A 26,204-nucleotide genomic window follows, 5' to 3' on the forward strand; every position below is an offset into this window, starting at 1 on the left:
GGTGGCGTCGCGGCCCGGGCCCGAGGGGTGGGGCCGACGGTCCCTGCCGGACCGGGACGCACGGGCGCGGGAGGGGTCCTTCGGCGTCTCCTGCGGCGGGCGGAACGGGAGGACGGTGAAGGCAGACAGTGGCGCCGCCGTACCGCACGGCGGCCCCCGACAACGGAGGCACCCACCATGACCCGACAGGACGTGCGGACCGAAGACCGCGTCAGGACCGACGCCCCGTCCGACACCGCGGTCGCCGTGGACCGTCTGGTCACGGCCGGCCTCAAGGCGCTCGCCGACTACGAGTCCCTCACCCAGGAGCAGGTCGACCACATCGTGAAGAAGGCGTCGGTCGCCGCCCTGGACCAGCACACCGCGCTGGCCCTGCTGGCCGTGGAGGAGACCGGGCGGGGTGTGTTCGAGGACAAGGCGGCCAAGAACATGTTCGCCTGCGAGCACGTCACGCACAGCATGGGCCACATGAAGACGGTCGGGGTCATCGCCCGTGACGACATCGAGGACATGGTCGAGATCGCCGAACCGGTGGGGGTGGTGTGCGCGATCACCCCCGTCACCAATCCGACCTCCACGACGATCTTCAAGGCGCTGATGGCGCTGAAGACCCGCAACCCGGTCGTGTTCGCCTTCCACCCCTCGGCGCAGCGGTGCAGTGCCGAGGCCGCCCGCGTGGTGCGCGACGCGGCCGTCGCCGCGGGAGCGCCGGAGCACTGCGTGCAGTGGATCGAGGAGCCGTCGGTCGAGGCCACCCGCACGCTGATGCGGCATCCGGGCGTCTCGCTCATCCTCGCCACCGGTGGCAACGCCATGGTCAAGGCCGCGTACTCGGCCGGCAAGCCCGCCCTCGGCGTCGGCGCCGGCAACGTCCCCGCCTACGTCCACCGGAGCGCGAAGCTGCGCCGCGCCGTCAACGACCTGGTCCTGTCCAAGTCCTTCGACCACGGCATGATCTGCGCCTCCGAGCAGGCCGTCATCCTGGACACCGGCATCTACGACGCGGCGCTCGCCGAGTTCCGCACCCTCCACGCCCATCTGGCGACGCCGGAGGAGAAGGCGAAGCTGGAGTCCTTCCTCTTTCCCGCCGCCGGCGGCTCGGGCGCCGGCTGCGAGCCCAAGGTGAACGCCGCCGCCGTGGGACGGAGCCCCGCCTGGATCGCCGGGCAGGCCGGCTTCTCCGTGCCGGAGGACACCTCGGTCAATTTCGTCGAGACCGCCCACGTCGGCCCGGACGAGCCGCTGACCCGGGAGAAGCTGTGCCCCGTGCTGGCGGTGCTCCGGGCCGAGGACGAAGAGCAGGGTTTCGCTCTGGCCGCCGACATGGTCGCCTTCCACGGCCAGGGACACAGTGCCGTCATCCACACCGAGGACCGGGCCCTGGCCGAGGCGTACGGCACCCGCATGAAGACCGTGCGCGTCATCGTCAACGCCCCCTCCTCGCAGGGTGCGATCGGTGGCATCTACAACGGTCTGCTGCCGTCGCTGACTCTCGGCTGCGGCTCCTGGGGCAGCACGTCGGTGTCCAACAACGTCTCCGCCGCGCAGCTGCTCAACGTCAAGCGGGTCGGTACGCGGCGCAACAACCTGCAGTGGTTCAAGGTTCCGCCGAAGATCTACTTCGAGCCGCAGGCCATCCGTTACCTGGCCTCCATGCCGGACGTCCACCGCGTCACCGTCGTCACCGACGCCACCATGACCCGTCTCGGCTTCGTCGACCGGATCTCACGCGTCCTGCAGCGGCGCCGTGACCCGGTCACCCTCCAGGTCATCGACAACGTGCAGCCGGAACCCAGCATCGACTCGGTGCGGCGCGGCGCGGACCTCATGCGGGACTTCCGGCCCGACACGATCATCGCCCTGGGCGGGGGCTCGCCCATGGACGCGGCCAAGGTGATGTGGCTGCTGTACGAGCAGCCCGGCATCGACTTCGCCGACATGCGGCAGAAGTTCTCCGACATCCGCAAGCGTGCTTTCCGCTTCCCGGCGCTCGGCAGGCTGGCCCGCCTGGTGTGCGTGCCCACCACCTCCGGGACCGGTGCGGAGGTCACCCCCTTCGCCGTCATCTCCGACCCGGCCACCGGCAAGAAGTACCCACTGGCCGACTACGCGCTCACCCCCAGCGTGGCCATCGTCGACCCCCTCCTCACCACCGCCCTGCCGCCCGCGCTGGCGGCCGACAGCGGCTTCGACGCCCTCACCCACGCCATCGAGGCGTACGTGTCCGTCTACGCCAACGACTTCACCGACGGGCCGGCGCTGCACGCGATCCGCCTGATCTTCGGCAACCTCGAGGCGGCGGTGAACGACCGCGAGGGTGCGGCGGAGGCCCGGGAGAAGATGCACAACGCCGGCACCATCGCGGGCATGGCCTTCGGCAACGCCTTCCTCGGCATCGTCCACGCCATGTCCCACACCCTCGGTGCCACCTTCCACATCGCGCACGGCCGCACCAACGCGGTCCTGCTCCCGCACGTGATCCGCTACAACGGCACCGTCCCCACGAAGCTCACCGGCTGGCCCAAGTACGAGCACTACCGGGCTCCCGAACGCTTCCAGGACATCGCCCGCGCCCTCGGCCTGCCCGCCGCGACACCGCAGGAGGGCGTGGAGGCCCTCGCCGCGGCCGTGGAGCGGCTGCGCGACGCCGTGGGCATCGAGCCGTCGTTCCGGGACCTCGGCGTCGACGAGCGGGACTTCCTCGACGCCCTCCCCCAGCAGGCCCTCAACGCCTACGAGGACCAGTGCGCTCCCGCCAACCCGCGGATGCCCGTGCTGGACGACATGCAGGCGCTCATGCGCACCGCCTACCACGGCTGACCACGGGGCCGGTGGTCACCGGTCCAAAGCCGCCGTAACGAGAGCCCTCCGGGCTCTCGTTACGGCGGCTTTCGGCGTTCCGGGCGCGGTTCCGCACCCGGCAGGGGGCGGGAACCCGGCATGCGAAACACCTCACATCGGGATACCCCCCGGGGCATAAGACAGATCCTGTTACGGTTGAGACATGTATACCCCCCTGGGTATCACCGAAGGCAAGCGAGCAGGAGTTCCCCGCATGGTTCCCGAGATCGACCAGCGCACGTTCGCGGCGGCGCACGCCGCAGGCGCCCTCGTCCTCGACGTCCGCGACCGCGGCGAGTACCGCGCCGGCCACGTCCCCGGCGCCCGGTCGGCACCGCTGCCCGACCTCCCCCTCACCCTCGCCGCACTGCCCAAGGACCGGCCGGTGCACGTGATCTGTCAGAGCGGCGGCCGCAGCGCACAGGCGACCGCCCTGCTCCGCGACCTGGGCTACGACGCCCACAGCGTCAGCGGCGGCACCGCCGCATGGATCGACGCGGGCCGCCCCGCGGTCACGGGTGAGGAGCCCGGCACGTCCACGGCCCCCGCCACCCCCGAGGAGACGCGATGATCACCGTCCTGCCCGTCGAGACCCCCGGCCTGGGCGACCGCACCTACCTCGCCCACGACGGTTCCGTGGCCCTGGTGGTCGACCCCCAGCGCGACTACGACCGTGTGACCGCGCTGGCCGACGCGGCCGGGGTACGGATCACCCACGTGTTCGAGACGCACATCCACAACGACTACGTCACCGGCGGCCTGGCCCTGGCCCGCGAGGTGGGCGCGCGGTACCTGGTGAACGCGGACGACGAGGTCTCCTACGAGCGGACCCCGGTGCGCGACGGCCAGGTGATCGAGGTCGGCGACACCCTGCGGGTGCGGGCGATCCACACCCCCGGCCACACCCACACCCACCTCTCCTACGCCCTTCAGGCCGGCGGGGAGCAGGTCGCGGTGTTCACCGGCGGCTCCCTGCTGTACGGCTCCACCGGACGCCCCGACCTGCTGGGCCCGGACCACACCGACACGCTGGTGCGTGCGCAGTGGCGCTCGGCGCGACGGCTGGCCGAGGAGCTGCCGGACGAGACGGCCGTCTACCCCACCCACGGGTTCGGCTCGTTCTGCTCCGCGACCCAGGCCACCGGCCTGGCCAGCACCATCGGCGAGGAGAAGCGCACCAACACCGCGCTGACCGCGGACGAGGAGTCCTATGTAGCCCAGCTCCTGGCCGGTCTGGACGCCTACCCGGCCTACTACGCCCACATGGGCCCGGCCAACTCCGGCGGGCCCGGCAAGCCGGACCTGTCCGCGCCGTCCGTCGCGGACCCGGCCGAACTGCGCCGCCGGATCGAGGCCGGCGAGTGGGTGGTGGACCTGCGCGACCGCACCGCCTTCGCCGCCGGGCACCTCGCCGGCAGCCTCAACTTCGGCCTGGACGGCCAGTTCGTCACCTACCTGGGCTGGCTGATCCCGTGGGGCACCCCGCTCACCCTGCTCGGGGAGAGTGCCGCGGACGTGGCCGAGGCCCAGCGCGAACTGGTCCGCATCGGCATCGACCGCCCGGCCGCCATGGCCACCGGCGGTCCCGGGGACTGGGCCGGCGGCGAGCCCCTGGCCGCCTACGAGCGCGCCGGCTTCGGCGACCTGAAGGCCGCCCTGGCCGGCGACGACGACTTCGTCGTCCTGGACGTGCGGCGCGACCAGGAGCGCGCCGAGGCGCACATTCCGGGCACGGTACACATCCCCATACACGAGGTGCCGGGCCGCCTCGACGAGATCCCTGCGGGCCGGGTCTGGGTGCACTGCGCCGGCGGCTACCGCGCCGGAGTCGTCGCCGCGCTGCTCCACGCCCGCGGCCGTGACGTCGTCGCCGTCGACGACAGCATCGACAACGCCCTCGGCCTGGGGCTGTGCCCCGCCACCCCCGCCGCCCGTTCCTGAACCCCCGACAACCCACAGGAGATCAACGCGTGACCACCCCCACCACCCCCCGCAGCCTGACCATCGACGAACTGCGCGCCAAGCTCGACTCGGCCAACCCGCCCCGGCTGCTCGACGTCCGCTCCCCCGCCGAGTTCGAGGGAGCGCACATCCCCGGCTCCTACAACGTCCCACTGGCCACCCTGCGCGAGGACCGCGAGGAACTGACCCGGCACCTGGACACCGACGTGGTGCTGGTGTGCCGCTCCGGCCAGCGGGCCGGGCAGGCGGAACGCGCCCTCGCCGAGGCCGGGCTGCCCGGCCTGGCGGTCCTGTCGGGCGGCATGACCGCCTGGGAGAAGTCCGGTGCCGCGACCACCTACGGCCAGGAGCGCTGGGACATGGAGCGCCAGGTCCGCCTGGTCGCCGGCTCCCTGGTGCTGGTCGGCGCCGTCGGCAGTTTCTTCGTCCCCGGTATGCAGGCGCTGTCCGCGTTCGTCGGTGGCGGACTGGCCTTCGCCGCGATCAGCAACACCTGCGCCATGGGCGTACTGCTGTCGAAGATGCCGTGGAACCGCACTCCGTCCTTCGACCCGCGCAAGGCCGTCGCCCGGCTCGCCGACGGCAGGTGACCGTCATGACGCTGACGCTCGTCCTGGTCCTCGCGCTGCTGGTGGGCCTCTCCCTCGGCCTGCTCGGGGGAGGCGGGTCGATCCTGACCGTGCCGCTGCTGGTCTACGTCGCGGGCATGGACGCCAAGGAGGCCATCGCCACCTCCCTGTTCGTCGTCGGCGTCACCTCCGCCGTGGGCATGATCAACCATGCCCGCGGCGGGCGGGTCCGCTGGCGCACCGGCGTCCTGTTCGGCGCCGCCGGCATGGCGGGCGCCTACACCGGCGGGCTCATCGGCGGCCACATCCCCGACGTGGTCCTGCTGATCGCCTTCGCCGTCATGATGATCGTCACCGCCGCCGCCATGCTCCGCGGCGGGCGCTCCACCGGCCCCGACCGGGCCCACCGGCAACTCCCCGTGGGGCGCGTCCTGCTGGACGGCGCGGCCGTGGGCCTGGCCACCGGCCTGGTCGGCGCGGGCGGCGGTTTCCTCGTCGTCCCGGCCCTGGCCCTGCTCGGCGGCCTGCCCATGCCGGTCGCCATCGGCACCTCGCTCCTGGTCATCGCGATGAAGTCCGCCGCGGGGTTCGCCGGCTATCTGTCGAGCGTCCGGATCGACTGGAGCCTGACCCTGGCCGTCACCGGGTTCGCGGTCGTCGGCAGCCTCGCCGGGGCCCGGCTGGCCGGGCGCGTCCCCGCCGCCGTCCTCTCCCGGCTGTTCGCCTGGTTCGTGCTGGTCATGGGCACCTTCGTCCTGGTCCAGCAGGCCCCCGCCCAGATCGCGGTCCCGGCCCTGGCGGCCCTCGCTGCGCTGGGCGCAGGCGCGGGTCTCTGCTACGGCCTCGTCGCCCGCTGTCCGCTGCGACGGGCCGTCCACCGGGCCTAGCGGCCCCCGGCCCACCGCCGCCCCGGCCCACCGCTGCCCCGGCGCACCGCCCCTCGGCGCGCCGGGGCAGTGGCATGCCGTGCCGTCCGGGGAATGCCCCGCCCCGTTCCGGCGTTCATTACCCCAGGGGGTATCAAACGCCGCTCGAGAGGACACCCCATGGTCCAGCTCCCCGCCGACCAGGTACGGTCGGCCGCCAACCGCCTCAAGCGCGCCCAGGGACAGCTCGCCGGCGTCGTCCGCATGCTGGAGGAAGGACGCGACTGCGAGGACGTCATCACCCAGCTCGCCGCCGTCAACCGCGCCCTGGACCGCGCCGGCTTCGCCATCGTCGCCAGCGGCCTCAAGGAGTGCCTGAGCCAGGAGGGCGGCGCCGACAGCCTCGACACCCGGAAGATGGAGAAGCTCTTCCTCTCCCTCTCCTGAGACGCGGAGCCGAGCCGTCTCCCCCTGGACGCGGGGCCGAGCCGAGGGCGCCGATCCGCCGTTCCGGCTCCGGCGTCCCCCGCCGGCCGGTCAGCGCTCGGGGCAGGGTGCGACCAGCGGCACCCAGGGCACCGGCGAAGCCGCCCGGACGAGCGGCCCGCCACGGATGGCGGCCGCGTCCATCACCGTGCAGGCATCGAGCTCGGCCGGCCCGCTGAGCGAGACGACCAGCACCGAGCAGCCGTACGCGACCGCCACGTCCAGCAGCCCCTTGGCCGTCCCGAGCCGTCCGGCACGGCCGGCAGGGCGGTGGTAGACGGCGGGCGTGTGGGCGACACCGGCCCGGGCCACACGAGGCAGGGCCCGCCCCACCACCGCGCGCACCGCAGCACTGTCCGGCGGGCGCGGCACGGCCCCCGGCAGCAGGGGCGGCAGCACCGCGATCAGCAGCAGTGGGGCGCCGCGGGCGTCGGCCAGCCGGATGGCGGCATCCACCACGGGGACGTCGTCGAGGCGGTCGGCCAGCACGGCGGCCACCGGAAACCGAGGGCGCGAGTGACCTGGTCCGGACACGTGCGAAGGGATGGCGGAGCGGGAGGAGTTCACGGCCGTGGCGCCTCCCGGGCGGGGAGGGACGGAGGGAGGTGCGGTCATGGCGATTCCTTGTCGTGCGTGCTGTGCGGGGCCGCGGGTCGGCGGGCGGCGGGAGTGGAGGCCGCCGCGCGGCGGGTCTCGTCCCCGGCCGTTCCGGCGGGCCGGCCCCGGGTGGCGATCAGCGACCACATGATGGACACGGTGATCGTGACGACGATGACGCCGAGGGTGAGGGGAATGGGCAGCTTGCCCACGGGCGTCTCGGACAGGATGAGCTTGACGCCGGCGAAGGCGAGCAGGACGGCGAGGCCGTAGTGCAGGTACGGGAAGCGGCGCAGCAGTCCGGCCAGGCAGAAGTACAGGCTGCGCAGGCCCAGGACGGCGAAGGCGTTGGCGGTCCATACCAGGAAGGTGTTGGTGGTGATGGCGAGGACCGCGGCGACGGAGTCGACGGCGAAGACCAGGTCGGTCGCCTCGATCGCGACCAGGACCACGAACAGCAGCGTCGCGACGCGCCTGCCGCCGACGCGGACGAAGAACGAGTCGCCGTGGAACCGCGGATCGGTGGGGATGAGTTTCCTGACCAGGCGGACGACGGGGTTGCGGTCGGGGTGGACCTCCTCGTCCTTGGAGACGGCCATCTTCCACCCGGTCCAGATCAAGAAGGCGCCGAAGAGGTAGGCGGTCCAGAAGAACACCCGCAGGAGCTCGGCGCCGACGAAGATGAACACCAGCCGGGCCGCCAGTGCGCCGATGACACCCCAGAACAGCACCTTGTGCTGGTAGACGTCGGGCACGGCGAAGAACGAGAAGACCAGCGCGAAGACGAAGACGTTGTCGATCGACAGGGCCTTCTCGATCAGGTAGCCGGCGTAGTAGGTGGAGGCGGTCTCACCGCCCTGCCAGGCGAGCAGGATCAGGCCGAACCCCAGGCCGACGGCGATCCACAGCGCGCTCCACAGCGCGGCCTCACGGAAGCCGATCACGTGGTTGTCGCGGTGGGCGATCAGGTCGACGGCGAGCATCACGCCGATACCGGCGGTGACCGCCGCCCACATCCACAGGGGGACGGTGAAGGACAGTTCGTTCATGGTTGCTCGGCTTCCTCGGACGGGAGCGACACGTCCAGCGTCACCCGGCACCCGACCTGCGTCAAGAATTACGCGAAATATTTTTCGTGCATCGACTTTCGCGAAACTTCTTTGATCAGACGAACCCGGCTTCGTAGGATGGGTCCGTGAGCCAGCCCTCCGCCAAGCGTGGCGACCAGTGGACGTTCCTGACCAACCACGCCCGTGTCCTGATCGCCCTCGCCCGTGACCCGGAAGCACGGGGACGCGACGTCGCCGACCTCATCGGCATCACCGAACGCGCCGTGCAACTGATCGTCGCCGACCTGGAGGCGGCCGGATATCTCACCCGCACACGCGTCGGCCGCCGCAATCGCTACACCATCGACCCCACCGTGGCCCTGCGTCACCCCAGCGAAGCCGACCACCCCGTGGGTGACCTGCTGGCCACCTTCCTGCACCGCGAGGACACCCCCGCCGAGGACACCGGGAGCACCGCCTCCTGACCATCCGCCGCCCTGCGAGCGACGGGGAGCGCCCGCCTCGTCCCCCAGGGGCCGAAACGCACATGGCGGACCCTCGGGCACACGCCCGGGCCGGTCCTGACCGCCCTCGCCTCCGACAGCACACGTGACGTCACCAGCGATCCCCCCTCCCGAAGGCACCCGTACGCCACCCGACGTACCCGGTGTCCGGGACAGCGGATCAGCGGGCCCTTCCCCGCGGCTTCAAGGGCGTGTTCGGCAGCTCCGGCGCGGGCAGCGGGGCCCCGTCGTACCCGTGCACCTCGCCGAAGCGGGTGCCGTTCGTCCAGTCCTCGCGAGCCCGCACGATGTCCTCGTGCGACCGGCCGATGAAGTTCCACCACATGACGATCTCCTCGTCGAACGGCGGACCACCCAACAGGACCAGGCGTGCGGCCTCCGGCCCCCGGTTGGTCAGGGTGAGTGCCGTGCGGCCGGGGGCCGCGTAGCCCAGTTCGGCCGGCTGTACGGCGGTGCCCCCGACGAGGACGTCGCCCGTGTCGACGAGGACGCCGTGCTCGTGGGCGGGGTCGAGGTCGAGGGTCGTCACGGCACCCGGCGCCAGGGTGAGTTCGGCGCCCAGCAGGGGGGTGAAGGTCCGGACGGGGGACGTGACTCCGGCGAGCGAGCCGAGGAAGACGCGCGCCTCGCCGCCGTCCAGCGGTACCGGCTGGGGTACGTGGTGCTGGAAGTCGCGTGCCGCGTCCTGATGTTCGCGGGGCAGTGCCACCCACAGCTGCACCCCGTGCAGGATCGTGGTGTTCGGTGTGGAGACCTCCGAATGGCTGATGCCGTGACCGCCGGTCATCAGGTTGAGTTCGCCGGGGCGGACGTAGGCGTGGCTGCCCAGGCTGTCGCGGTGCTCGATCTCCCCGCTGAACAGCCAGCTCACCGTCTGCAGACCGGTGTGCGGGTGGGGGGCGACGTCCATGCCGCCGGTGCCGGTGACGTCGTCGGGGCCGTAGTGGTCGGCGAAGCACCAGGCGCCGATGAGTGTCCGGGCCCGCTGCGGCAGGGTGCGCCGCACCCGCATCGCGCGGGGCCCGCCGAGCGGTACGTCCCGCGCGGTGAGGACCTCGACGCCGGCCGGGCGCGCCGCCTCCGCCTCGCCTCCGCACTTCAGCTCCGGGGGCCGTGTCTCCGTGTTGCTCATGCCCTCTCGCCCTCCACCCAGAAAGTTGCATTTTCAATTTTTATGCGACGACTATAGGCCGCCGTTCACGCGTCGGTCGCCACCGGACGGCGCACCAGGTAGCCGGCCGCGGTCACCACCAAGGCTGCCATGCAGGCGATGAACACCAGTCCAGCGCCCTCCAGGCCCATCGGTTCCGACAGCAGGCCCACGCCGACGACCGGTACCGAGATCCCCGCGTACGCCACCACGAACAGCGAGGAGATCACCGCGGCGCGCCGGTCCGCCGGGGACGCTCCGCTCACCGCGGACAGCGCGCCCCGGAACGCCAGGCCCTGGCCGAAACCCCCGACGAGCGCGCTCAGCACGACCAGGGCCAGCAGGTCCCAGAGCAACGCGCCCGCGAGCAGGGCCAGGCCGGTGAGGAGGCCGGCGCAGCCCAGGGGCAGGGACCGCCCCACGCCGACCCGGCCGACGGCCAGCTGACCACCGGTGGAGGCGAAGAACGCCAGCGCCACCACCGCTCCGCTCACCGCGTGGTCGGTAACGTCGAGGGACTGCGCGAGGAACGCCGGACTGACGGAGGTGAACACGCCGAACAGGGAGAAGCCGACGAACGAGGCGGTCGCCGCGGGCCCGAACACCTGCCGCACCCCCGCGGGCACCCCGGGCCGCTGCGGCCGTACCGTCCTCAGCGGGCGCCGCTCCCCCACCGTCTCGGGCAGCCGCAGCAGGATCGCCGCCGAGCACGCCACCAGGGCCAGGTGCGCGGCGAACGGCAGGTACAGCGGCCAGGGCGCGTACTGCGCGAGCACCCCGGCGAGCAGCGGGCCGCAGCCGAGCCCGCCCATGTTGACGGCCGTGGCGACGAACGTGGCCCGGGATCCGCCGCCGCGCGGGGCCAGCTCCATGACGTACGCGGTGGCGACCCCGGTGAACAGACCCGCGGACAGTCCCGACAGCAGCCGCCCGGCGTACAGCCAGCCGAGCCCGGTGGCGCTCAGGAAGCACACCCCGCTCGCGGCCGCGCAGCCCAGGCCCCAGAGCAGCACCGGGCGTCTGCCGACGGCGTCCGAGGCATTGCCGGCCAGCAGCAGTACGCCGATGACCGCGACGGCGTACACGGCGTAGACCACGGTGACCGTCAGCTCGGAGAAGCCGAACTTCTCCTGGTACAGCGGGTAGAGGGGGGTCGGCAGTGTGGTGCCGGTCATGCACACCGCGAACACGGCACCGCCGAGCAGACACAGCCGCCACCCGCGGCGATCACCGGCCATGACCCGACGCTAACCCCGGACCCGGCCGTGACCGTCACGGCACGCCACGGCCGGGGCGGAGCTAAGGACGGCGGCTGATTTTGCAGATCGTGCATTTTTGCATAGCATGCACGGCATGACGGGGAAGGACGCCGCGGGCGGCGGGCTGCGGGAGCGCAAGAAGCGGGCCACGCGCGCAGCCCTCACAGAGGCCGCGGTGCGCCTGGCCGCCGAGCACGGGGCGGACCACGTCACCGTGGAGGCGATCAGCGCGGCCGCCGGAGTCTCCGTGCGCACCTTTTTCAACTACTTCGACTCGCGCGACGACGCCTTCGTGGTCGTCGACGCGGACGTCGGCGCCCGGGTGCGCCGGTCACTGCTCGACGCCCCGGCGGACCTGACTCCCCTGGAGGCGCTGCGCGAGGCGCTCGCCGCCGAACTGGCGGAGGCCGAGAGGCAGCACGAACTGTGGACTCTGCACGCCGAGGTACTGCGGGCGGCCCCGCACCTCCTCGTGCGCAGCCTCGGCGCCCAGATGGCCGACGAGGCGGGTCTGGCCGAGGTCGTCGCCCAGCGGATCGCGGCCGGGACACGGGAGGGTGCAGCCGCTCACTCCTCCGGTGGCGAGGGCCGTGCGCCCGGCCTGTATCCGCGGCTGCTCGCGGCCGTGGCCGGTACGGCGGTCCGGGTGAGCGTGCAGCACTGGTGCGACCGGCAGGACGAGGACGTCCCCTTCGCCGACGTGTTCCGCGAGGTGTTCGCCCTCCTCGCCGCCGGGCTGCCGGCACCGGGCCGGTAGACACCGCGCGCCGCCCCGGGCGGCCACCGCCCTCCCCCCTTGTTTCCCGACGGGGCGCGACCCCGCTTTCACCACCGATCCGCTGAGAGAGACGACCGTGACCGCAACACAGGCGCCTGATACGGCGCCGCCCGCCGCCATGACCAACCGGCAGATACTCCAGGCCATGTCCGGGCTGATGGCCGGCATGTTCGTGGCGATCCTGGCGGGCACCGTGGTGGCCAACGCGCTGCCCACGATCATCGCCGACCTGGGAGCGAGCCAGTCCTCCTACACCTGGGTCGTCACCTCGGAGCTGCTGGCCATGACGGCGACCGTGCCGCTGTGGGGCAAGCTGTCCGACCTGTTCGACAAGAAGCTGCTGCTCCAGCTGTCGCTGGGCATGTTCGTGATCGGCTCGCTGCTCGCGGGCTTCTCCAACGGCGTCGAACTGCTGATCTTCAGCCGTGTCCTGCAGGGCATCGGCGCGGGCGGACTGACCGCGCTCGCCCAGGTCGTGATGGCGGCGATCATCCCGCCCCGCCGGCTCGGCAAGTACGCGGGCATCTTCGGCGCGGTGTTCGCCGTCGGCACGGTGGCCGGGCCGCTGATCGGCGGTGTGCTGGTGGACACCTCCTGGCTCGGCTGGCGCTGGTGCTTCTTCATCGGCGTACCGTTCGCGCTGCTCGCCATCGCGCTGCTCCAGCGCACCCTGAGCCTGCCCGTGGTCCGCCGCAAGGCGAAGATCGACTTCCTGGGCGCCTTCCTCATCGTGGCGGGCGTCTGCGCCCTCCTCATCTGGGTGACGCTGGCGGGCAACGAGTTCGACTGGGTCTCCTGGCAGACCGCCGCGCTCACGGGCGCCGGGGTCCTGCTGCTGGCCGCCGCCGTGTTCGTCGAGGCGCGGACGGAGGAGCCGGTCATCCCGCTGGGCATCTTCCGCAACCGCACGGTCACGCTGACCACCGTCGCCAGCCTGCTGGTGGGTGTCGCCATGTTCGGCGGCACGGTCTTCCTGTCACAGTACTTCCAGGTCTCCCTCGGCAAGTCGCCGACCGTCGCCGGTCTGATGAGCCTGCCGATGATCCTCGGTCTGCTGGTGTCGTCCACCGTGGCCGGCCAGGTGATCAGCAAGACGGGTGTCTGGAAGCGATACCTGGTGGCGGGCGCGGTGATCATGACCGTCGGCCTGGGCCTGCTCTCCACCATCGGCGCGGACACCTCCTTCACGCTGCTCAGCCTCTACATGGCCGTGCTCGGCGTCGGTGTCGGCATGCTGATGCAGAACCTGGTGCTGGCCGCCCAGAACGACGTGCCCGCGAGCGAACTGGGCGCCGCCACCTCCGTACTGTCCTTCTTCCGCAGCATGGGCGGCACCATCGGCACCAGCGTCCTCGGTGCGATCCTCGCCAACCGGGTCGCCGCCGAGACGACCAAGGGCATGGACGCGGCGGGCATCCCCGCGGCCCCGGGGGCGGGAAGCGGCGAGGCCAGCGTCCCGGACATGAGCACCCTGCCCGAGCCGGTACGCGGAATCATCGAGCACGCCTACGGTGTCGCCACCGCGGACCTGTTCCTCATCGCCACTCCCTGCGCGCTGCTCGCGCTGATCACGGTCGTGTTCCTCAAGGAGAAGCCCCTGAAGACGACCAGCGGCATGGAGCGCCTCGCCGAGGAGTCCGGTTCCGCGACCGCCCCCGACAAGGCGGCGGTCGGCGGCTAGGTCCGCCCCCACCCGTTCGCCCCGGATCCGCACCCGCGGGTCCGGGGCGAACGTGCGCCGGTCTCGCGAGGACTCCCGGTGACGCGTCCGCCGTCGCGGCGGCCTCCCCCTCCGTACTGCCGTTACGATCCCGGGAGCGGCCGGGACGTACGAGAACACCGGCGCGGGAACGGCCGGGACGTATGAGAGCACCGGCGCGGGTCCGGCGAGTCCCCCCGACCTTGTCAGCCCGGCGAACCGGCATGTATAACGTTGTAAAACTTGAGCCCGGCGGCTCGGCGCACGACTCACGGTGACGGCATCCCATCCGCACCGGCCAACCGGGTCGGGCCGCTCACGAAGGGATTGCCGTGCGGGTCAGCCTCAAGGACGTCGCCGCGCACGCGGGGGTCTCCATCAAGACCGTCTCCAACGTGGTGAACAACTACCAGCACGTCACCCCGGCCATGCGCGAGCGTGTCCAGCGGTCCATCGACGCGCTCGGCTACCGGCCCAACCTCGCCGCCAGACACCTGCGGAAGGGGCGTACGGGCATCATCGCGCTGGCGCTGCCCGAGCTCGGCAACCCCTACTTCGCCGAGCTGGCCGCCTCGGTCATCGACGCCGCCTCCCGGCACGACTACATCGTGCTGCTCGACCACACCGGAGGGTCGCGCGAGCAGGAGCTCCTGGTGAGCCAGGGATTCCGGGCCCGGGTCATCGACGGGCTCATCCTCAGCCCCATCGAGCTGGAGGCCGAGGACCTGCGCGACCGCTCCGAGGACGTACCGCTGGTGCTGCTCGGCGAGCGGGACTACGACCTGCCGTACGACCACATCGCGATCGACAACGTCGCCGCGGCCCGCGCCGCCGTGCGGCACCTGATCGCGCTGGGGCGGCGGGAGGTGGCGTTCATCGGGGCCCGGCGCGGGCGGAGCGAGCCGGCCCAGTTGCGCGTCCGCGGCTGGCGGGAGGAACTCACGGCCGCGGGGCTCGCGGCCGACGAGGGGCTGGTCGCGGCCACCGACGGCTGGGGGCACGCCGACGGGGCGCTCGCCATGAACCACATCCTGGACAGCGGGCGCCGGCCGGACGCGGTGTTCGCCTACAACGACCCCATGGCGATCGGGGCGATGCGGGTGCTGCACGAACGGGGCCTGCGCGTGCCGGAGGACATCGCCGTCGTGGGGTTCGACGACGTCATCGAGGGCCGCTTCGGCGCGGTCACGCTGACCTCCGTGTCCCCCGACAAGGCCGCCATCGGCCGGCTGGCGGTGGAGTCGGTGCTGGCCCGGCTCAACGACCGGGCGCCGGAGCCACGCCGCATCCGGGCGGACCACCAACTCGTGGAACGGGAGAGCACGCTCGGCCGCCCGGCCGGATCCGCGCGGGGAACCCACTGACGGACATCAGCGTGGGACGCCGGCCGCGGGCGGGCGGACACCGGCGAAGGCGGGCCCTCCCGACGGCCTGACGACCGCGTCCTGCTCCCAGGTCATCGCGACCACGTCACCGCGAACGTCTCGCCGCCCCCCCCTTCTCCGCAAGCAATCACCCACGCCCTGGGGCCACTTCGCCGTACCCGGCGCCTCCGCCGCACGCACCCCGGGTGCAAGCGCTTCCTCCGCAGCCCACCTCCGCTGCGGCCTCGACGGCACGTCAGGAACCGGCCACTCCTCCCCCTCCGACCTTGCGCGCGAGGGGTTTACAGCCTCCTTCCAACGATGTAAAAACCTCCTTGCGGCGCACCGGACGCCGCCGTGCACAGGGGGAGCAGCTCCACACCCGCGCGCCCTTCGGCTCCCCAGTTCCCTTTTCAGCGTCACCCGGATCGGGGTCACCATGCAGCGCACCACTCACCGTTCCCGCCTCCTCACCCGCCCGGCGCTCATCGCCCTGGCCGCCGCCATGGCCGTGACCGCCACCTCCTGCGCCAAGTCGGAGGACGACGCGGCGGGCGGCAAGAAGTCGACCGCGGCCGCCGACGCCGGCCAGAAGGTCGTCACGCCCAAGCCGGGCAGCAAGACCTGCACCATCGACGCCTACGGCGGCAAGAAGATCGACCTGAAGGACGCCACGGTCGGGTTCTCCCAGTCGGAGAAGGAAGCCAATCCCTTCCGCATCGCCGAGACGCAGTCCATCGAGGACGAAGCGGCCGAGCGGGGCGTCAAGCTGCTGACGGCCAACGCCCAGTCGCAGTTCTCCAAGCAGATCAGCGACGTGCAGGACCTGCTCGCCAAGGGCGCCGACCTGCTGGTGATCGCCCCGCTCAACTCCGACGGCTGGGACCCGGTGCTGCAGGCCGCCGCCGCGAAGAAGGTGCCCATCGTCACCATCGACCGCAAGATCAACGCCACGGCCTGCAAGGACTACGTGTCCTTCATCGCCTCGGACTTCGTCGAGCAGGGCAGGCGTGCCGCCGACCACATGATCGAGGCCACCGGCGGCAAGGGCGAGGTCGCCATCCTGCTGGGTTCGGCCGGCAACAACGTCACCACCGAGCGCACCCAGGGCTTCAAGGAGCGCGTGGCCGAGAAGGCACCCGGACTGAAGGTCGTCTTCGAGCAGACCGGTGACTTCACCCGTGAGAAGGGCCAGCAGGTCACCGAGCAGCTCATCCAGTCCAAGCCCGGCATCAAGGGCATCTACGCGGAGAACGACGAGATGGGCCTCGGCGCGGTGGCCGCGCTCAAGGGCGCGGGCAAGAAGGCCGGAGACATCGAGATCGTCACCGTCGACGGCACGCGCAACGCCGTGCAGGGCGTCGTCGACGGCTGGATCAGCGGTGTCATCGAGTCCAACCCGAGGTTCGGCCCGCTGGCGTTCCAGACGCTGGACACCTTCACCCAGGGCAAGGAAGTCCCCCAGGACATCGTGATCCAGGACAGCGCCTACAGCCCCGACAACGCCGAGCGGGACCTCGGCAAGGCCTACTGAACCCGCCGCGGGCCCGGTACTTCCGCTCCGGGCCCCGTCCGCCGTCACTCTCTCTTCCTGGTCGTCACTCTCTCTTCCTGGAGGCACAGGTGGCTCCCCCCGCCGAAGTCCTCGCCGTCCGCGGACTCAGCAAGACCTTCCCCGGCGTCCGGGCCCTGGACGGCGTGGACCTGACCCTGCACGCCGGCGAGGTCCACGCACTGATCGGTGAGAACGGCGCCGGCAAGTCGACCCTCATCAAGCTCCTCACCGGGGTCCACCGGCCCGACGCCGGTGACATCGTTTTCCAGGGGCGCGACGTCTCGTTCGCCACTCCGCTGGAGGCCCAGAAGGCCGGGATCTCGACCATCTACCAAGAGGTCAACCTGATCCCCCTGCTGAGCGTCGCCCGCAACCTCTTCCTGGGCCGCGAGCCGCGGAACCGTCTCGGTCTGCTGGACCTCACCCGCATGCACCGCGAGGCCGAGGAGACGCTCGGCGCCTACGGGGTGCGCGTGGACGTCCGCCGTCCGCTGCGCCGCCTCGGCGTGGGCGCGCAGCAGATGGTCGCCCTCGCCCGGGCCGTGGCGAGCGAGGCCCGGATCGTCGTCATGGACGAACCGACCTCCTCCCTGGAACCGCGGGAGGTCGAGACGCTGTTCTCGGTCATCCGCAGGCTGCGCGACGAGGGCATCGCCGTCGTCTACGTCAGCCACCGCCTGGACGAGCTGTACGCGGTGTGCGACACCGTCACCGTGCTGCGCGACGGCCGCCGCGTGCACCACGGCCGCCTCGCCGACCTCGACCGGCTGACCCTGGTGTCCACCATGCTCGGCCGGGAACTGGGCGAGGTGCGCAAGGAAGGACTGACCAAGTTCACCGGCGACCATCACGCCACCGGCGCCCGGCCGGTGCTGGAGGCGACGGACCTGACGGTCCCGCACCAGCTGCACGGCGTGTCCGTGAGCATCCGCCCCGGTGAGGTCGTCGGCCTCGGCGGACTGCTCGGCTCCGGACGCACCGAGACCGCGAAGGCCCTGTCCGGTGCGCTGGCGACGCGTTCGGGCCGTGTCGTGGTGGCCGGGGTCCCGCTGCGCCCGGGCTCCACACCGGCGGCCATCAGAGCCGGCGTCAGCCTGCTGCCGGAGGACCGCAAGAGCGAGGGCATCGTGCCCGGTCTGTCGGTGCGCGAGAACATCTCGCTGGCCGTCCTGCCCCGGCTCTCCCGGTTCGGCCTGGTCTCCGAGGCACGCGTCGACCGCATCGTCGACACCTTCGTCGAACGGCTGCGCATCAAGGCGTCCTCGCCGCACCAGAAGGTCGGCGAACTGTCCGGCGGCAACCAGCAGAAGGTGCTGCTCGCCCGCTGGCTGGCGATGAACCCGAAGGTCCTGCTGCTGGACGAGCCGACCCGGGGCATCGACGTCGGGGCCAAGGCCGAGGTGCAGAAACTCGTGGACGAACTCGCCGCGGACGGCCTGGGAGTCCTGCTCATCTCCTCCGACCTGGAGGAACTGATCGAAGGGTCCGACCGCGTGGTCGTACTGAAGGACGGTGCCGTCGTCGGCGAACTGACCGGCGACGAGGTCACCGAGGACAGGCTGATGCGGAGCATCGCCGGGCACGCCCCGGCCGGGGACACGGTTCGGGAGGCGGCCGATGGCTGAGGCAACCCTGGAGACCGTCCCGCTGGACAGGGCCCGCGTCCTGCAATGGCTTCAGACGTACGGCGTCTACGCCGGCGTTGCCCTGCTCGTGGTCGTCAACATCGTCATCACCCCGCACTTCCTGACCGCGGAGAACTTCCGCACCCAGGCCGTGCAGGTCGCTCCCGTCATCATCGTGGCGCTGGGCATGGCCCTGGTCATCGGCACCGAGGGCGTCGACCTCTCGGTCGGTGCCGTGATGGCCCTCGCTGCCTCCGTTACGGCCCTCTACCTGGGCTACGGACTGCTGCCGGCGCTGCTGGTGGTGGCGGTGTTCGCCGCCGGGATCGGGCTGGCCAACGGAGCGCTGGTGGCGTTCGTCGGGGTGCAGCCGATCGTGGCGACCCTGGCCCTCATGGTCGGCGGACGCGGACTCGCCCTGGTGCTGCTGCCGCAGCTGGAGGACCTGCGCAACCCCGCCCTGGCGTCCCTGGGCTCCGGCGACGTGCTCGGCGTCCCGTACCTGATCCTGATCGCCGCGGTGCTGGCCCTGCTGGTCGCCTTCGTCGTGCGCCGCACCACCTTCGGACGGCAGCTCCTCGCGATCGGCGACAGCCGTCCCGCCGCACAGCTCGCCGGACTGCCGGTGCGCCGGGTCCTGATCGTGGTGTACGTCGTCTGCGCGCTGCTCGCCGCCGTGGCGGGCGTCCTCGCCACGGCACGGCTCCAGGCCAGCGACCCGACCTCACTGGGCAATCTGATGGAGCTGTCCGCGATCACCGCCGTCGTGGTCGGTGGGACACCGCTCACCGGCGGCCGGGTGAACATCGCGGGCACCGTGGCGGGAGCCGTCCTCATCCAGCTGCTCACCGCCACCCTCATCAAGCACGATCTGCCGCCCTCCTGGACCCAGATCGCGCAGGCCGCAGTGATCGTGTGCGCGGTGTACGCGGCACGGGGACGGGGGAAGCGATGAGCGCCACGAAGACGGACGCCCCGCCCGCCGCGACGCGGGGCGAGGGGCCGGCACCGGCCGGTGAAGCCGTAGGGGCGGCACGCTCCGAGCGGGTGAGCGCGCTGGTCCAGCAGCACGGCGCGCTGGCGGTGCTGGTGGTCGTCTCGGTGGTGGCGTCGTTCAGCTTCGACTCCTTCGCCACCGGGGACAACCTCGGCAACATGGCGACGAGTTCGGCGTTCCTGGCGATCGTCGCGCTGGGCATGACCTTCGTGATCGTCACGGGCGGCATCGACCTGTCGGTCGGTTCACTGTTCGCGCTGGGCGGGGTGCTGGCCGCCTGGGGTTCACGGCACGGCACCCTGGTCGCCCTGCTGCTGCCGCTCGTCGTGTGCGGGACGGTGGGCGTGGTCAACGGCCTGCTCGTGGCCCGCTCCCGGCTGGCGCCCTTCATCGTGACCCTGGCGGCGATGCTCGGTGCCCGCGGTCTGATGCTGGCGCTCACCGACGAGGGCGCCGAGACGTACCTGATCGGCAAGGGGTCCTTCCTCGCCGAACTCGGCCAGGGCAGCACCCTGGGGCTCGGCAACCCGGTGTGGATCACGCTGGCGCTGTTCGCCGCCGGGGCGGTCGTGCTGCGCCGCACACGGTTCGGCCAGCACGTGTACGCGGTCGGCGGCAACGAGGACGCGGCGGCCCTCATGGGCGTGCCCGTGGCCCGGACGAAGGTCCTCGTCTACACCCTGTCGGGAGTACTGGCAGGACTGGCCGGCGCGCTCAACGCGGCGTGGCTCGCCTCCGGGGTGACGATCCTCGGCAGCGGCATGGAGCTGGAGGCCATCGCCGCCGTCGTCATCGGCGGGACCCTGCTCACCGGCGGGCTCGGCCACGTCAGCGGGGCACTGGTCGGGGTGCTGCTGCTGAAGGTGATCCAGAACGTCATCAACCAGATCGGCTCCCTGGACTCCTCCTACCAGCAGGTCGTCAGCGGCGCCTTCCTGGCTGTCGTGGTCGTCGCCCAGACCTGGCTGGGCCGCCGGCGGCAGCTGATGTGAAGCTCCGGACGCGGCAGCCGGGCGCCGTCCGGCTCCCACTACCGCGTCCGGTACCGGGCGGCCGGCCACGCCACGACGCGGACCGGCCGCTTCGCGCACGCGCACGTCTCCCACCCCCACTTCCCGAGGAGCGACGATGCGTCGATCACCCGCCCCCTGTCCGCCTCTCCCCCGGTTACGGTGGCGGTCCTGGTGGCTCACCGCCCTGTCGGCCGTGCTGGCGATGCTCGCCGGCACGGTCCTCACCGGGTCCGGCGCCGCGACCGCGGCGCCGCGGGCCTGGGCCCCCAAACCCCCGCCGATGACGACCCCCTGGACCGGCCACGTGTCCGTCGACAACCCGCTGCCCGAGTACCCGCGGCCGCAGCTCACCCGCCCCGACTGGGCAAACCTCAACGGCATCTGGGACTTCGCCGTCACCCCGGCGGACGCCGGCCGGCCCGCCACCTTCGGCGAACAGATCCGCGTCCCGTTCGTCGCCGAGTCGGCGCTCTCCGGCATTCAGCGCAGGATCACGCAGCACGACAAGCTCTGGTACAGGCGCACCTTCACCGTCCCGCCGGACTGGGACGGCCGCCGCATCCAGCTCCACTTCGGTGCCAGTGACTGGCGGACCACCGTGTGGGTCAACGACCGGCAGGCCGGTGCCGTCCACAGCGGTGGCTTCGACTCCTTCTCGTACGACATCACCGGCCTGCTGAACGGCGGCACGAACACGCTCGTCGTCTCCGTGTGGGACCCCACCCAGGCGGGCGGTCAGGCGGTCGGCAAGCAACGGCTCAACGACGTGACACCGCACCCGGGCGGCGGCATCTTCTACACGGCCGCGTCCGGCATCTGGCAGACGGTGTGGCTGGAGCCCACGGCCGCCGCGCACATCACCCGCCTCGATCTGGTCCCCGACCTGGCGAACGCCCGGGTCCGGGTGACCGTGCGGGCCACCGGCACGAACGGGCACATGGCGCGGGTCACCGTCTCCAGCGGCGGCACCACCGTGGGTACGGCGACCGGTCCGGCCGGCGGCACGTTCACCGTCGCGGTGCCGAACCCCCGCCGGTGGAGCCCCGACGACCCGTTCCTCTACGACGTCCGGGCCGATCTGCTCTCGGGCACCGCGGCCGTCGACTCCGTCGGCAGCTACACCGGTATGCGCTCCGTCGGCCTGGCACGGGTCGGCGGTGTCCTCCGCCCCGTCCTGAACGGGGAGTTCGTCTTCCAGACGGGCACGCTGGACCAGGGCTACTGGCCGGACGGCATCTACACCGCCCCGACCGACGCCGCCCTGCGGTACGACCTGCAGAAGCACAAGGACCTCGGCTTCAACATGGTCCGCAAGCACATCAAGGTCGAACCGCAGCGCTGGTTCTACCACGCGGACCGGCTCGGCCTGCTGGTCTGGCAGGACATGCCCTCCATGGAGCGCACCCCCGACGCGGCCGCGCGCACCCAGTGGGAGGCCGAGTACGACCGCGTCATCGACCAGCACCGCAGCTCGCCGTCCCTGGTGATGTGGGTCAACCAGAACGAGGGGTGGGGCCAGTACGACCAGGCGCGCATCGCCGACGAGGTCAAGGCGTACGATCCCTCCCGGCTGGTGGACAACATGAGCGGGGTCAACTGCTGCGGGGCCGTGGACGGCGGCAACGGCGACGTCGTCGACCACCACGTCTACGTCGGCCCCGGCACCACGGTGCCCAGCGCGACGCGCGCGGCCGTGCTCGGCGAGTTCGGCGGGCTCGGCCTGAAGGTGGCCGGTCACGAGTGGTACCCGGGCGGCGGCTTCAGTTACGAGGACCAGCCGGACGCGGACCGTCTGAACCGACGGCTCACCGGCCTGCTGGACGGCATCCGCGAGGTGCGCCTGCAGCGGGGGCTGTCGGCGTCCGTCTACACCGAGATCACCGACGTCGAGAACGAGGCCAACGGACTGATCACCTACGACCGTCAGGTGGTCAAGGTGGACGAGGCCGCGGTCAGGGCCGCCAACCGGGCGCTGATCGACGCCTCCCGCTCACCGGCCCCTCCGGTCACCCTGCCCACTGGGCAGTACAGGTCCCTGCGCGTGACGACTCCGGGTTACACCGACCGCTACCTCCGGCACCGGGACGGCGCCGTGTTCACGGAGGTCGTCACCGCGGGCAGCGGCACGCTGTTGAAGAGCGACGCCACCTGGCGGGCCGTGCCCGGTCTGGCCGACGCGTCCTGCTACTCCTTCGAGTCGCGGAACTACCCCGGCGAGTACCTGCGTCACCGCGACTCCCGTGTGTACAAGGAGGGCGGCAGTGGCGACCTGTTCCGCGCGGACGCCACCTTCTGCCCGGTCCGGGGCGCGAACGGCGGCGTCAGGCTGTCCGCCCACAACTTCCCCGGGCAGTACCTGCGCCACTACGGCGCCGAGCTGTGGCTGGCCGTCCCGGGCGGCACACGCGCGTGGGACAGCCCCGCGCACTTCACGGAGGACACCACCTGGGCCGTGGAGGACCCCTGGGCCCCGTGACCTCGAAACCGTCCGCGTGACGGAGCAGTGACGGCGGGGGTGCGGGCGCCGGGAGGCGCCCGCACCCCCGCCGTGGTGTCGGTCAGGGCTTCTCCGCCGCGTGCAGGTCGCCCACCTCCTCCGCGGTGAGTGCCCGGTCGTAGGCGTGGACCTCGTCCACCGCCCCGTGCCAGAAGTCGGTGTCCTGGCCGTTCCACTGGGCACGGCCCACGGCCAGGGGCCCGGTTCCGGTGTAGGCGGGGCCGGCGGTGGCGGTGGCCGCCTGCTCGCCGTCGACGTACAGGGTGATCCGGCCCGTCGCGTCGTCGCGTACGCCCACGAGGTGGTACCAGCGGCCGGTCTCGGGTGTGGTCGCGAGCCGTGCGCGCTGCCCGTCCGGTGTGCTGAAGGCGAACGCGCCCTGCCCGTACTGGAGGTAGAACGGGCTCGCCTGGCGCCGTCCGTCCTGACTGACGGCGGTGGCGTAGTTGCCGGGCAGGGAGTCGAGGGTGACCCAGGCGGAGACCGTGTAGCTGCCGGTGGTGTCGAGCACCGGCCCGTCGGTCCTGGCGTGCTGTCCCCGGCCGTCGAACTTCAGTGCGCTGCCGCTGACTCCGTCGGTCCAGGCGGTGCCGTCGGTCAGGGTGAGCGGCCTGCCGTTCGGGCCGTCGTCCTTCGCGGTGGTGCCGGTGCCCTCGTCGAGGGCCCAGGAGCCGCCGCCCTTCAGCTGCTCCCGGTCGCCCGCCGCGGCGCCGGCCGCGACGACCCTGCGGTTGATCTCGCGTACCCGTACCGGGTCGACCTTGATCTGCCGGCGGTCGTAGGTGTAGAGGCCGTTGAGTTCGTTCTCCAGGTCGCTGATCTGGGTGTAGACCGAGCCGGAGAGCTCGGCGCCCGCCTGGTCGAGGTAGAACTTCTCGGTGTTCTCGACGTACTTGCGGGTCAGTGCCTCCTTGTCGGCGACACCGCTGTAGATGACGGTCGGTGTGCCCGGCCACATGTGGCCCGGGGTGCGCAGGGTGAAGCCGCCGTGCTCGCCGTCCATGGCGGCGCGGTGGTCGGGGAAGGGCGGGTCGTCGTTGTTGTAGTCGTGGTGGTCGATGATGTCGCCCTTTCCGGAGTCGCCCTTGGAGTTGCAGCAGTTGACTCCGCTGTGGGCGTTGACCACGCGGGAGGGGTCGGCTGCCTTCACCGCCTCGGCGATGCGGCCGCTCTCCTCGCGGTCCCACTCGCCCCAGCCCTCGTTGAAGACGATCCAGCCGATGACGGAGGGCGCGTTGTGGTGCTGGCGCATCATCTCGCGGCCCTGGTCGACGAAGGCCTTCCGTCCCGTGTCGTCGGTGAGGTTGCCGGAGACGAAGTCCTGCCAGACCAGCAGGCCGAGTCGGTCGGCGTGGTAGAACCAGCGGGGCGACTCCACCTTGATGTGTTTGCGGACGGCGTTGAAGCCGAGTTCCTTGTGGGCCTCGAGGTCGAAGGCCAGGGCCTTGTCGCTGGGCGGGGTGTAGAGGCCGTCGGGCCAGAAGCCCTGGTCGAGTGTGGCGAGGGAGAAGACGGGCTTGCCGTTGAGCACGAGCTTCCGGTAGCCGCCGACCTCCTTGATGCCGATCTCGCGCATGCCGAAGTAGCTGTCGACCTCGTCGGTGGACCTGCCGTCCTTCAGCTCGACGTCGAGGTCGTAGAGGTAGGGGTCGTCGGGGCTCCACAGGCGTGGTGCGGCGACGGGCAGCCGCAGCTCGGTGTTGGCGGGACCGCTGACCCTGCCGACGACCTTCCCGCGTGCGTCGCGGGCCACGGCCTCGACCCGGGCCCGCTTCGAGGCGCTGCCGGACTCGACGGTGACGGCCAGGGTGCCGCTGTCGATGTCGGGGGTGGTGACTACGTTGTCAATGGACGTCTCGGCGACGGGCTCCATCCAGACGGTCTGCCAGATGCCGGAGGACTGGGTGTAGAAGATGCCGCCGGGGCGGGTGGACTGCTTGCCCGTCGGCTGGTTGGCGCCGCCGGTGTCGGTGACCGCGACCACGATCTCCTGCGGTCCCCCGCGCTTGAGGGCATCGGTGATGTCGGCGCTGAAGGCGTTGTAGCCGCCGGTGTGTTCGGCGACCTTCTTGCCGTTGACCCAGACGCGGGCCTGGTAGTCCACGGCGCCGAAGTGGAGTCTCAGCCGGTCGCCGTTGCCGCCCTTGCCGACTCTCCAGCTGTTCGGCACGTCCACGAGCCTGCGGTAGAACATGTGGTCCTCGTGCCGTTCGAGCCCGGAGAGCTGTGACTCGACCGGGAACGGCACGACGATCCTCTCGTCCAGGTCCTTGCCGAACACCGGCTGCTCGCCGGCCCCGGCCGCGCTGAACTGCCAGGGGCCGTTGAGGTTCTTCCACCGGGAGCGGACCTGCTGCGGGCGGGGGTACTCCGGCAGCGGATTCCTCCGGTCGACCTTGTCGCCCCAGGGGGTGGTGATCCGGTGGGTGGAGGTGTTGGAGGCGTAGCGGACGATCCGGGGCACGGTCTCGCCTCCGGCCTTGAGACCTCCCTCGCCGTCGTAGACGACCCGGACCTGCTGATCCTTCTGGATGGGGGCGGAGAGCCGGATGTCGAGGGCGTCGCGGTCGCCGCGGGCGGCCGTGACCGACGTGACCGGCATGGCGGTCGTGTCGGCTTCGACCTTGAGGTGTTCCGCCACCTGCGCGAGGTCGCTCACCCGGTCCTCGAACCGGGCCCGCAGCGTGCGTCCGTCCTGTCCGACGGTCAGTTCCACCGGGAAGACCTCGAAGCCGGCGGGCGGGGTGAACGCGGAGACCGGGACGAGCTGCTTGGACATGGCCGGCGTCGACCAGCGCAGGAACATGTTCGAGCCGCCGAGGTCCTGGAACATCTCCAGGCGGAAGTCGTGCTTCTGCCCCGCCTTCAGGGTGACGGGCGCACTGGTCTGCTCCCGGTCCCAGTCCGGCTCCCAGTGGTCGATGACCGGCCGGCCGTCGATGAGCAGCCGGAAGCCGTTGTCGCCGATGGCGTGGAAGGTGTAGTCACCGTCCTCGGGCGCTTGGATCTGTCCGGTCCAGCGGGCGGTGGTGTGCTCCGTGCGTCCGGTCAGTTCCTCGAAGGTGCTGGTCAGTCCGGAGAAGTTGATCTGCGGCTCCAGCAGGGTGCCGCCGAGTACGGCGAAGTCCCGGGCGCCCGGTGCGGACATGGCGAAGTACTCGCCCTTCAGGCCGTTCACCTGGACATCGGCGTCGGCGGCCGCGGGGGCCGCGGTCACCGGCGCCGGCGCGGCTGCCGTCGCCGCCGGGGCCAGGGCACCGCCGGAGAGGGCCAGCACCGTCACGGTCAGCAGGGCCCACCATCGGGTTCCGGGGCGGGAGTGTTGTCTTGTCATCGAACCTTTCCTCGCGCAGAGGGCATGGGGCCACGACGA

General features: G+C 71.7%; 20 protein-coding genes. 15 read left to right on the plus strand and 5 right to left on the minus strand.

The window, feature by feature from the left end:
• Positions 1–177: 177 nt before the first annotated feature.
• The 6 genes from adhE (at position 178) to IE118_RS23360 (ending at position 6,685) form a co-directional block, all read left to right on the plus strand.
• Entirely contained in the window at positions 178–2,820 is a 2,643-nt protein-coding gene (gene adhE, locus IE118_RS23335; protein ID WP_229846915.1) for a bifunctional acetaldehyde-CoA/alcohol dehydrogenase, read from the plus strand.
• A gap of 235 nt (positions 2,821–3,055) precedes the next feature.
• Positions 3,056–3,412: a rhodanese-like domain-containing protein gene (locus IE118_RS23340; RefSeq protein ID WP_189559969.1), complete on the plus strand. Its 357-nt coding sequence runs from the start codon at positions 3,056–3,058 to the stop codon at positions 3,410–3,412.
• Entirely contained in the window at positions 3,409–4,782 is a 1,374-nt protein-coding gene (locus IE118_RS23345; protein ID WP_189559970.1) for an MBL fold metallo-hydrolase, read from the plus strand. The genes IE118_RS23340 and IE118_RS23345 overlap by 4 nt, the downstream gene beginning before the upstream one ends.
• Before the next feature lie 29 nt (positions 4,783–4,811).
• Entirely contained in the window at positions 4,812–5,393 is a 582-nt protein-coding gene (locus tag IE118_RS23350) for a rhodanese-like domain-containing protein (protein WP_189559971.1), read from the plus strand.
• A gap of 5 nt (positions 5,394–5,398) precedes the next feature.
• Entirely contained in the window at positions 5,399–6,259 is an 861-nt protein-coding gene (locus IE118_RS23355; protein ID WP_189559972.1) for a sulfite exporter TauE/SafE family protein, read from the plus strand.
• A 159-nt stretch (positions 6,260–6,418) separates the two neighbouring features.
• Positions 6,419–6,685 (plus strand): metal-sensitive transcriptional regulator, encoded by a 267-nt coding sequence (locus tag IE118_RS23360; protein ID WP_189559973.1) that lies wholly within the window; start codon positions 6,419–6,421, stop codon positions 6,683–6,685.
• Positions 6,686–6,775: 90 nt separating this feature from the next.
• Here the strand turns inward: IE118_RS23360 and IE118_RS23365 are convergent, their stop codons facing one another.
• On the minus strand, positions 6,776–7,213 hold the full coding sequence (locus IE118_RS23365) for a universal stress protein (RefSeq protein WP_229846916.1): 438 nt from the start codon (positions 7,211–7,213) through the stop codon (positions 6,776–6,778).
• Between the two features lie 122 nt (positions 7,214–7,335).
• On the minus strand, positions 7,336–8,370 hold the full coding sequence (locus tag IE118_RS23370; RefSeq protein ID WP_189559974.1) for a TerC family protein: 1,035 nt from the start codon (positions 8,368–8,370) through the stop codon (positions 7,336–7,338).
• Between the two features lie 146 nt (positions 8,371–8,516).
• Here IE118_RS23370 and IE118_RS23375 point away from each other — a divergent pair, with 146 nt between their 5' ends.
• Positions 8,517–8,855 (plus strand): helix-turn-helix transcriptional regulator, encoded by a 339-nt coding sequence (locus IE118_RS23375; RefSeq protein ID WP_189559975.1) that lies wholly within the window; start codon positions 8,517–8,519, stop codon positions 8,853–8,855.
• A gap of 199 nt (positions 8,856–9,054) precedes the next feature.
• On the opposite strand, the gene IE118_RS23380 is transcribed toward IE118_RS23375, so the two are convergent.
• A complete protein-coding gene (locus IE118_RS23380; RefSeq protein ID WP_189559976.1) occupies positions 9,055–10,026 on the minus strand; it encodes a pirin family protein in 972 nt (323 codons plus the stop codon).
• A 65-nt stretch (positions 10,027–10,091) separates the two neighbouring features.
• The gene (locus tag IE118_RS23385) at positions 10,092–11,282 is read right to left on the minus strand and encodes an MFS transporter (protein WP_189559977.1); all 1,191 of its coding nucleotides are present in this window, start codon (positions 11,280–11,282) and stop codon (positions 10,092–10,094) included.
• Positions 11,283–11,388: 106 nt separating this feature from the next.
• Here IE118_RS23385 and IE118_RS23390 point away from each other — a divergent pair, with 106 nt between their 5' ends.
• The 8 genes from IE118_RS23390 to IE118_RS23425 all read left to right on the plus strand — a co-directional run bounded on the left by IE118_RS23390 (position 11,389) and on the right by IE118_RS23425 (position 22,810).
• Positions 11,389–12,060, plus strand: a complete 672-nt coding sequence (locus tag IE118_RS23390) for a TetR/AcrR family transcriptional regulator (RefSeq protein WP_189559978.1) — start codon at positions 11,389–11,391, stop codon at positions 12,058–12,060.
• Positions 12,061–12,199: 139 nt separating this feature from the next.
• Positions 12,200–13,762: an MDR family MFS transporter gene (locus IE118_RS23395; RefSeq protein WP_373298337.1), complete on the plus strand. Its 1,563-nt coding sequence runs from the start codon at positions 12,200–12,202 to the stop codon at positions 13,760–13,762.
• A 350-nt stretch (positions 13,763–14,112) separates the two neighbouring features.
• A complete protein-coding gene (locus IE118_RS23400; protein ID WP_189559980.1) occupies positions 14,113–15,144 on the plus strand; it encodes a LacI family DNA-binding transcriptional regulator in 1,032 nt (343 codons plus the stop codon).
• A 439-nt stretch (positions 15,145–15,583) separates the two neighbouring features.
• A complete protein-coding gene (locus IE118_RS23405) occupies positions 15,584–16,678 on the plus strand; it encodes an ABC transporter substrate-binding protein (protein WP_189559981.1) in 1,095 nt (364 codons plus the stop codon).
• A gap of 89 nt (positions 16,679–16,767) precedes the next feature.
• Positions 16,768–18,324, plus strand: coding sequence for a sugar ABC transporter ATP-binding protein (locus tag IE118_RS23410; protein WP_189559982.1), 1,557 nt, complete (start codon positions 16,768–16,770; stop codon positions 18,322–18,324).
• Positions 18,317–19,279, plus strand: a complete 963-nt coding sequence (locus IE118_RS23415; protein ID WP_189559983.1) for an ABC transporter permease — start codon at positions 18,317–18,319, stop codon at positions 19,277–19,279. The genes IE118_RS23410 and IE118_RS23415 overlap by 8 nt, the downstream gene beginning before the upstream one ends.
• Positions 19,276–20,313 carry an ABC transporter permease gene (locus IE118_RS23420; RefSeq protein WP_189559984.1) on the plus strand — a complete coding sequence of 346 codons (1,038 nt, stop codon included), beginning with the start codon at positions 19,276–19,278 and terminating at the stop codon, positions 20,311–20,313. Before IE118_RS23415 ends, IE118_RS23420 begins: the two co-directional genes overlap by 4 nt.
• 136 nt (positions 20,314–20,449) lie before the next feature.
• Complete coding sequence (locus tag IE118_RS23425) at positions 20,450–22,810, plus strand: AbfB domain-containing protein (RefSeq protein WP_189559985.1); 2,361 nt, start codon at positions 20,450–20,452, stop codon at positions 22,808–22,810.
• 82 nt (positions 22,811–22,892) lie between these two features.
• Here IE118_RS23425 and IE118_RS23430 read toward each other — a convergent pair whose 3' ends face one another.
• A complete protein-coding gene (locus IE118_RS23430; protein ID WP_189559986.1) occupies positions 22,893–26,165 on the minus strand; it encodes a LamG-like jellyroll fold domain-containing protein in 3,273 nt (1,090 codons plus the stop codon).
• Positions 26,166–26,204 lie beyond the last annotated feature (39 nt).

The sequence above is a fragment of the Streptomyces pilosus genome (genome assembly GCF_014649835.1).
GTDB lineage: Bacteria > Actinomycetota > Actinomycetes > Streptomycetales > Streptomycetaceae > Streptomyces > Streptomyces pilosus.

What these genes read in the sequence shown, in the direction of transcription:
- adhE (WP_229846915.1), top strand. Translation starts at nt 178, where the DNA reads ATGACCCGACAGGACGTGCGGACCGAAGACCGCGTCAGGACCGACGCC.
- IE118_RS23340 (WP_189559969.1), top strand. Translation starts at nt 3,056, where the DNA reads ATGGTTCCCGAGATCGACCAGCGCACGTTCGCGGCGGCGCACGCCGCA.
- IE118_RS23345 (WP_189559970.1), top strand. Translation starts at nt 3,409, where the DNA reads ATGATCACCGTCCTGCCCGTCGAGACCCCCGGCCTGGGCGACCGCACC.
- IE118_RS23355 (WP_189559972.1), top strand. Translation starts at nt 5,399, where the DNA reads ATGACGCTGACGCTCGTCCTGGTCCTCGCGCTGCTGGTGGGCCTCTCC.
- IE118_RS23360 (WP_189559973.1), top strand. Translation starts at nt 6,419, where the DNA reads ATGGTCCAGCTCCCCGCCGACCAGGTACGGTCGGCCGCCAACCGCCTC.
- IE118_RS23370 (WP_189559974.1), bottom strand. Translation starts at nt 8,370, where the DNA reads ATGAACGAACTGTCCTTCACCGTCCCCCTGTGGATGTGGGCGGCGGTC.
- IE118_RS23380 (WP_189559976.1), bottom strand. Translation starts at nt 10,026, where the DNA reads ATGAGCAACACGGAGACACGGCCCCCGGAGCTGAAGTGCGGAGGCGAG.
- IE118_RS23385 (WP_189559977.1), bottom strand. Translation starts at nt 11,282, where the DNA reads ATGGCCGGTGATCGCCGCGGGTGGCGGCTGTGTCTGCTCGGCGGTGCC.
- IE118_RS23390 (WP_189559978.1), top strand. Translation starts at nt 11,389, where the DNA reads ATGCACGGCATGACGGGGAAGGACGCCGCGGGCGGCGGGCTGCGGGAG.
- IE118_RS23395 (WP_373298337.1), top strand. Translation starts at nt 12,200, where the DNA reads ATGACCAACCGGCAGATACTCCAGGCCATGTCCGGGCTGATGGCCGGC.
- IE118_RS23405 (WP_189559981.1), top strand. Translation starts at nt 15,584, where the DNA reads ATGCAGCGCACCACTCACCGTTCCCGCCTCCTCACCCGCCCGGCGCTC.
- IE118_RS23415 (WP_189559983.1), top strand. Translation starts at nt 18,317, where the DNA reads ATGGCTGAGGCAACCCTGGAGACCGTCCCGCTGGACAGGGCCCGCGTC.
- IE118_RS23420 (WP_189559984.1), top strand. Translation starts at nt 19,276, where the DNA reads ATGAGCGCCACGAAGACGGACGCCCCGCCCGCCGCGACGCGGGGCGAG.
- IE118_RS23425 (WP_189559985.1), top strand. Translation starts at nt 20,450, where the DNA reads ATGCGTCGATCACCCGCCCCCTGTCCGCCTCTCCCCCGGTTACGGTGG.
- IE118_RS23430 (WP_189559986.1), bottom strand. Translation starts at nt 26,165, where the DNA reads ATGACAAGACAACACTCCCGCCCCGGAACCCGATGGTGGGCCCTGCTG.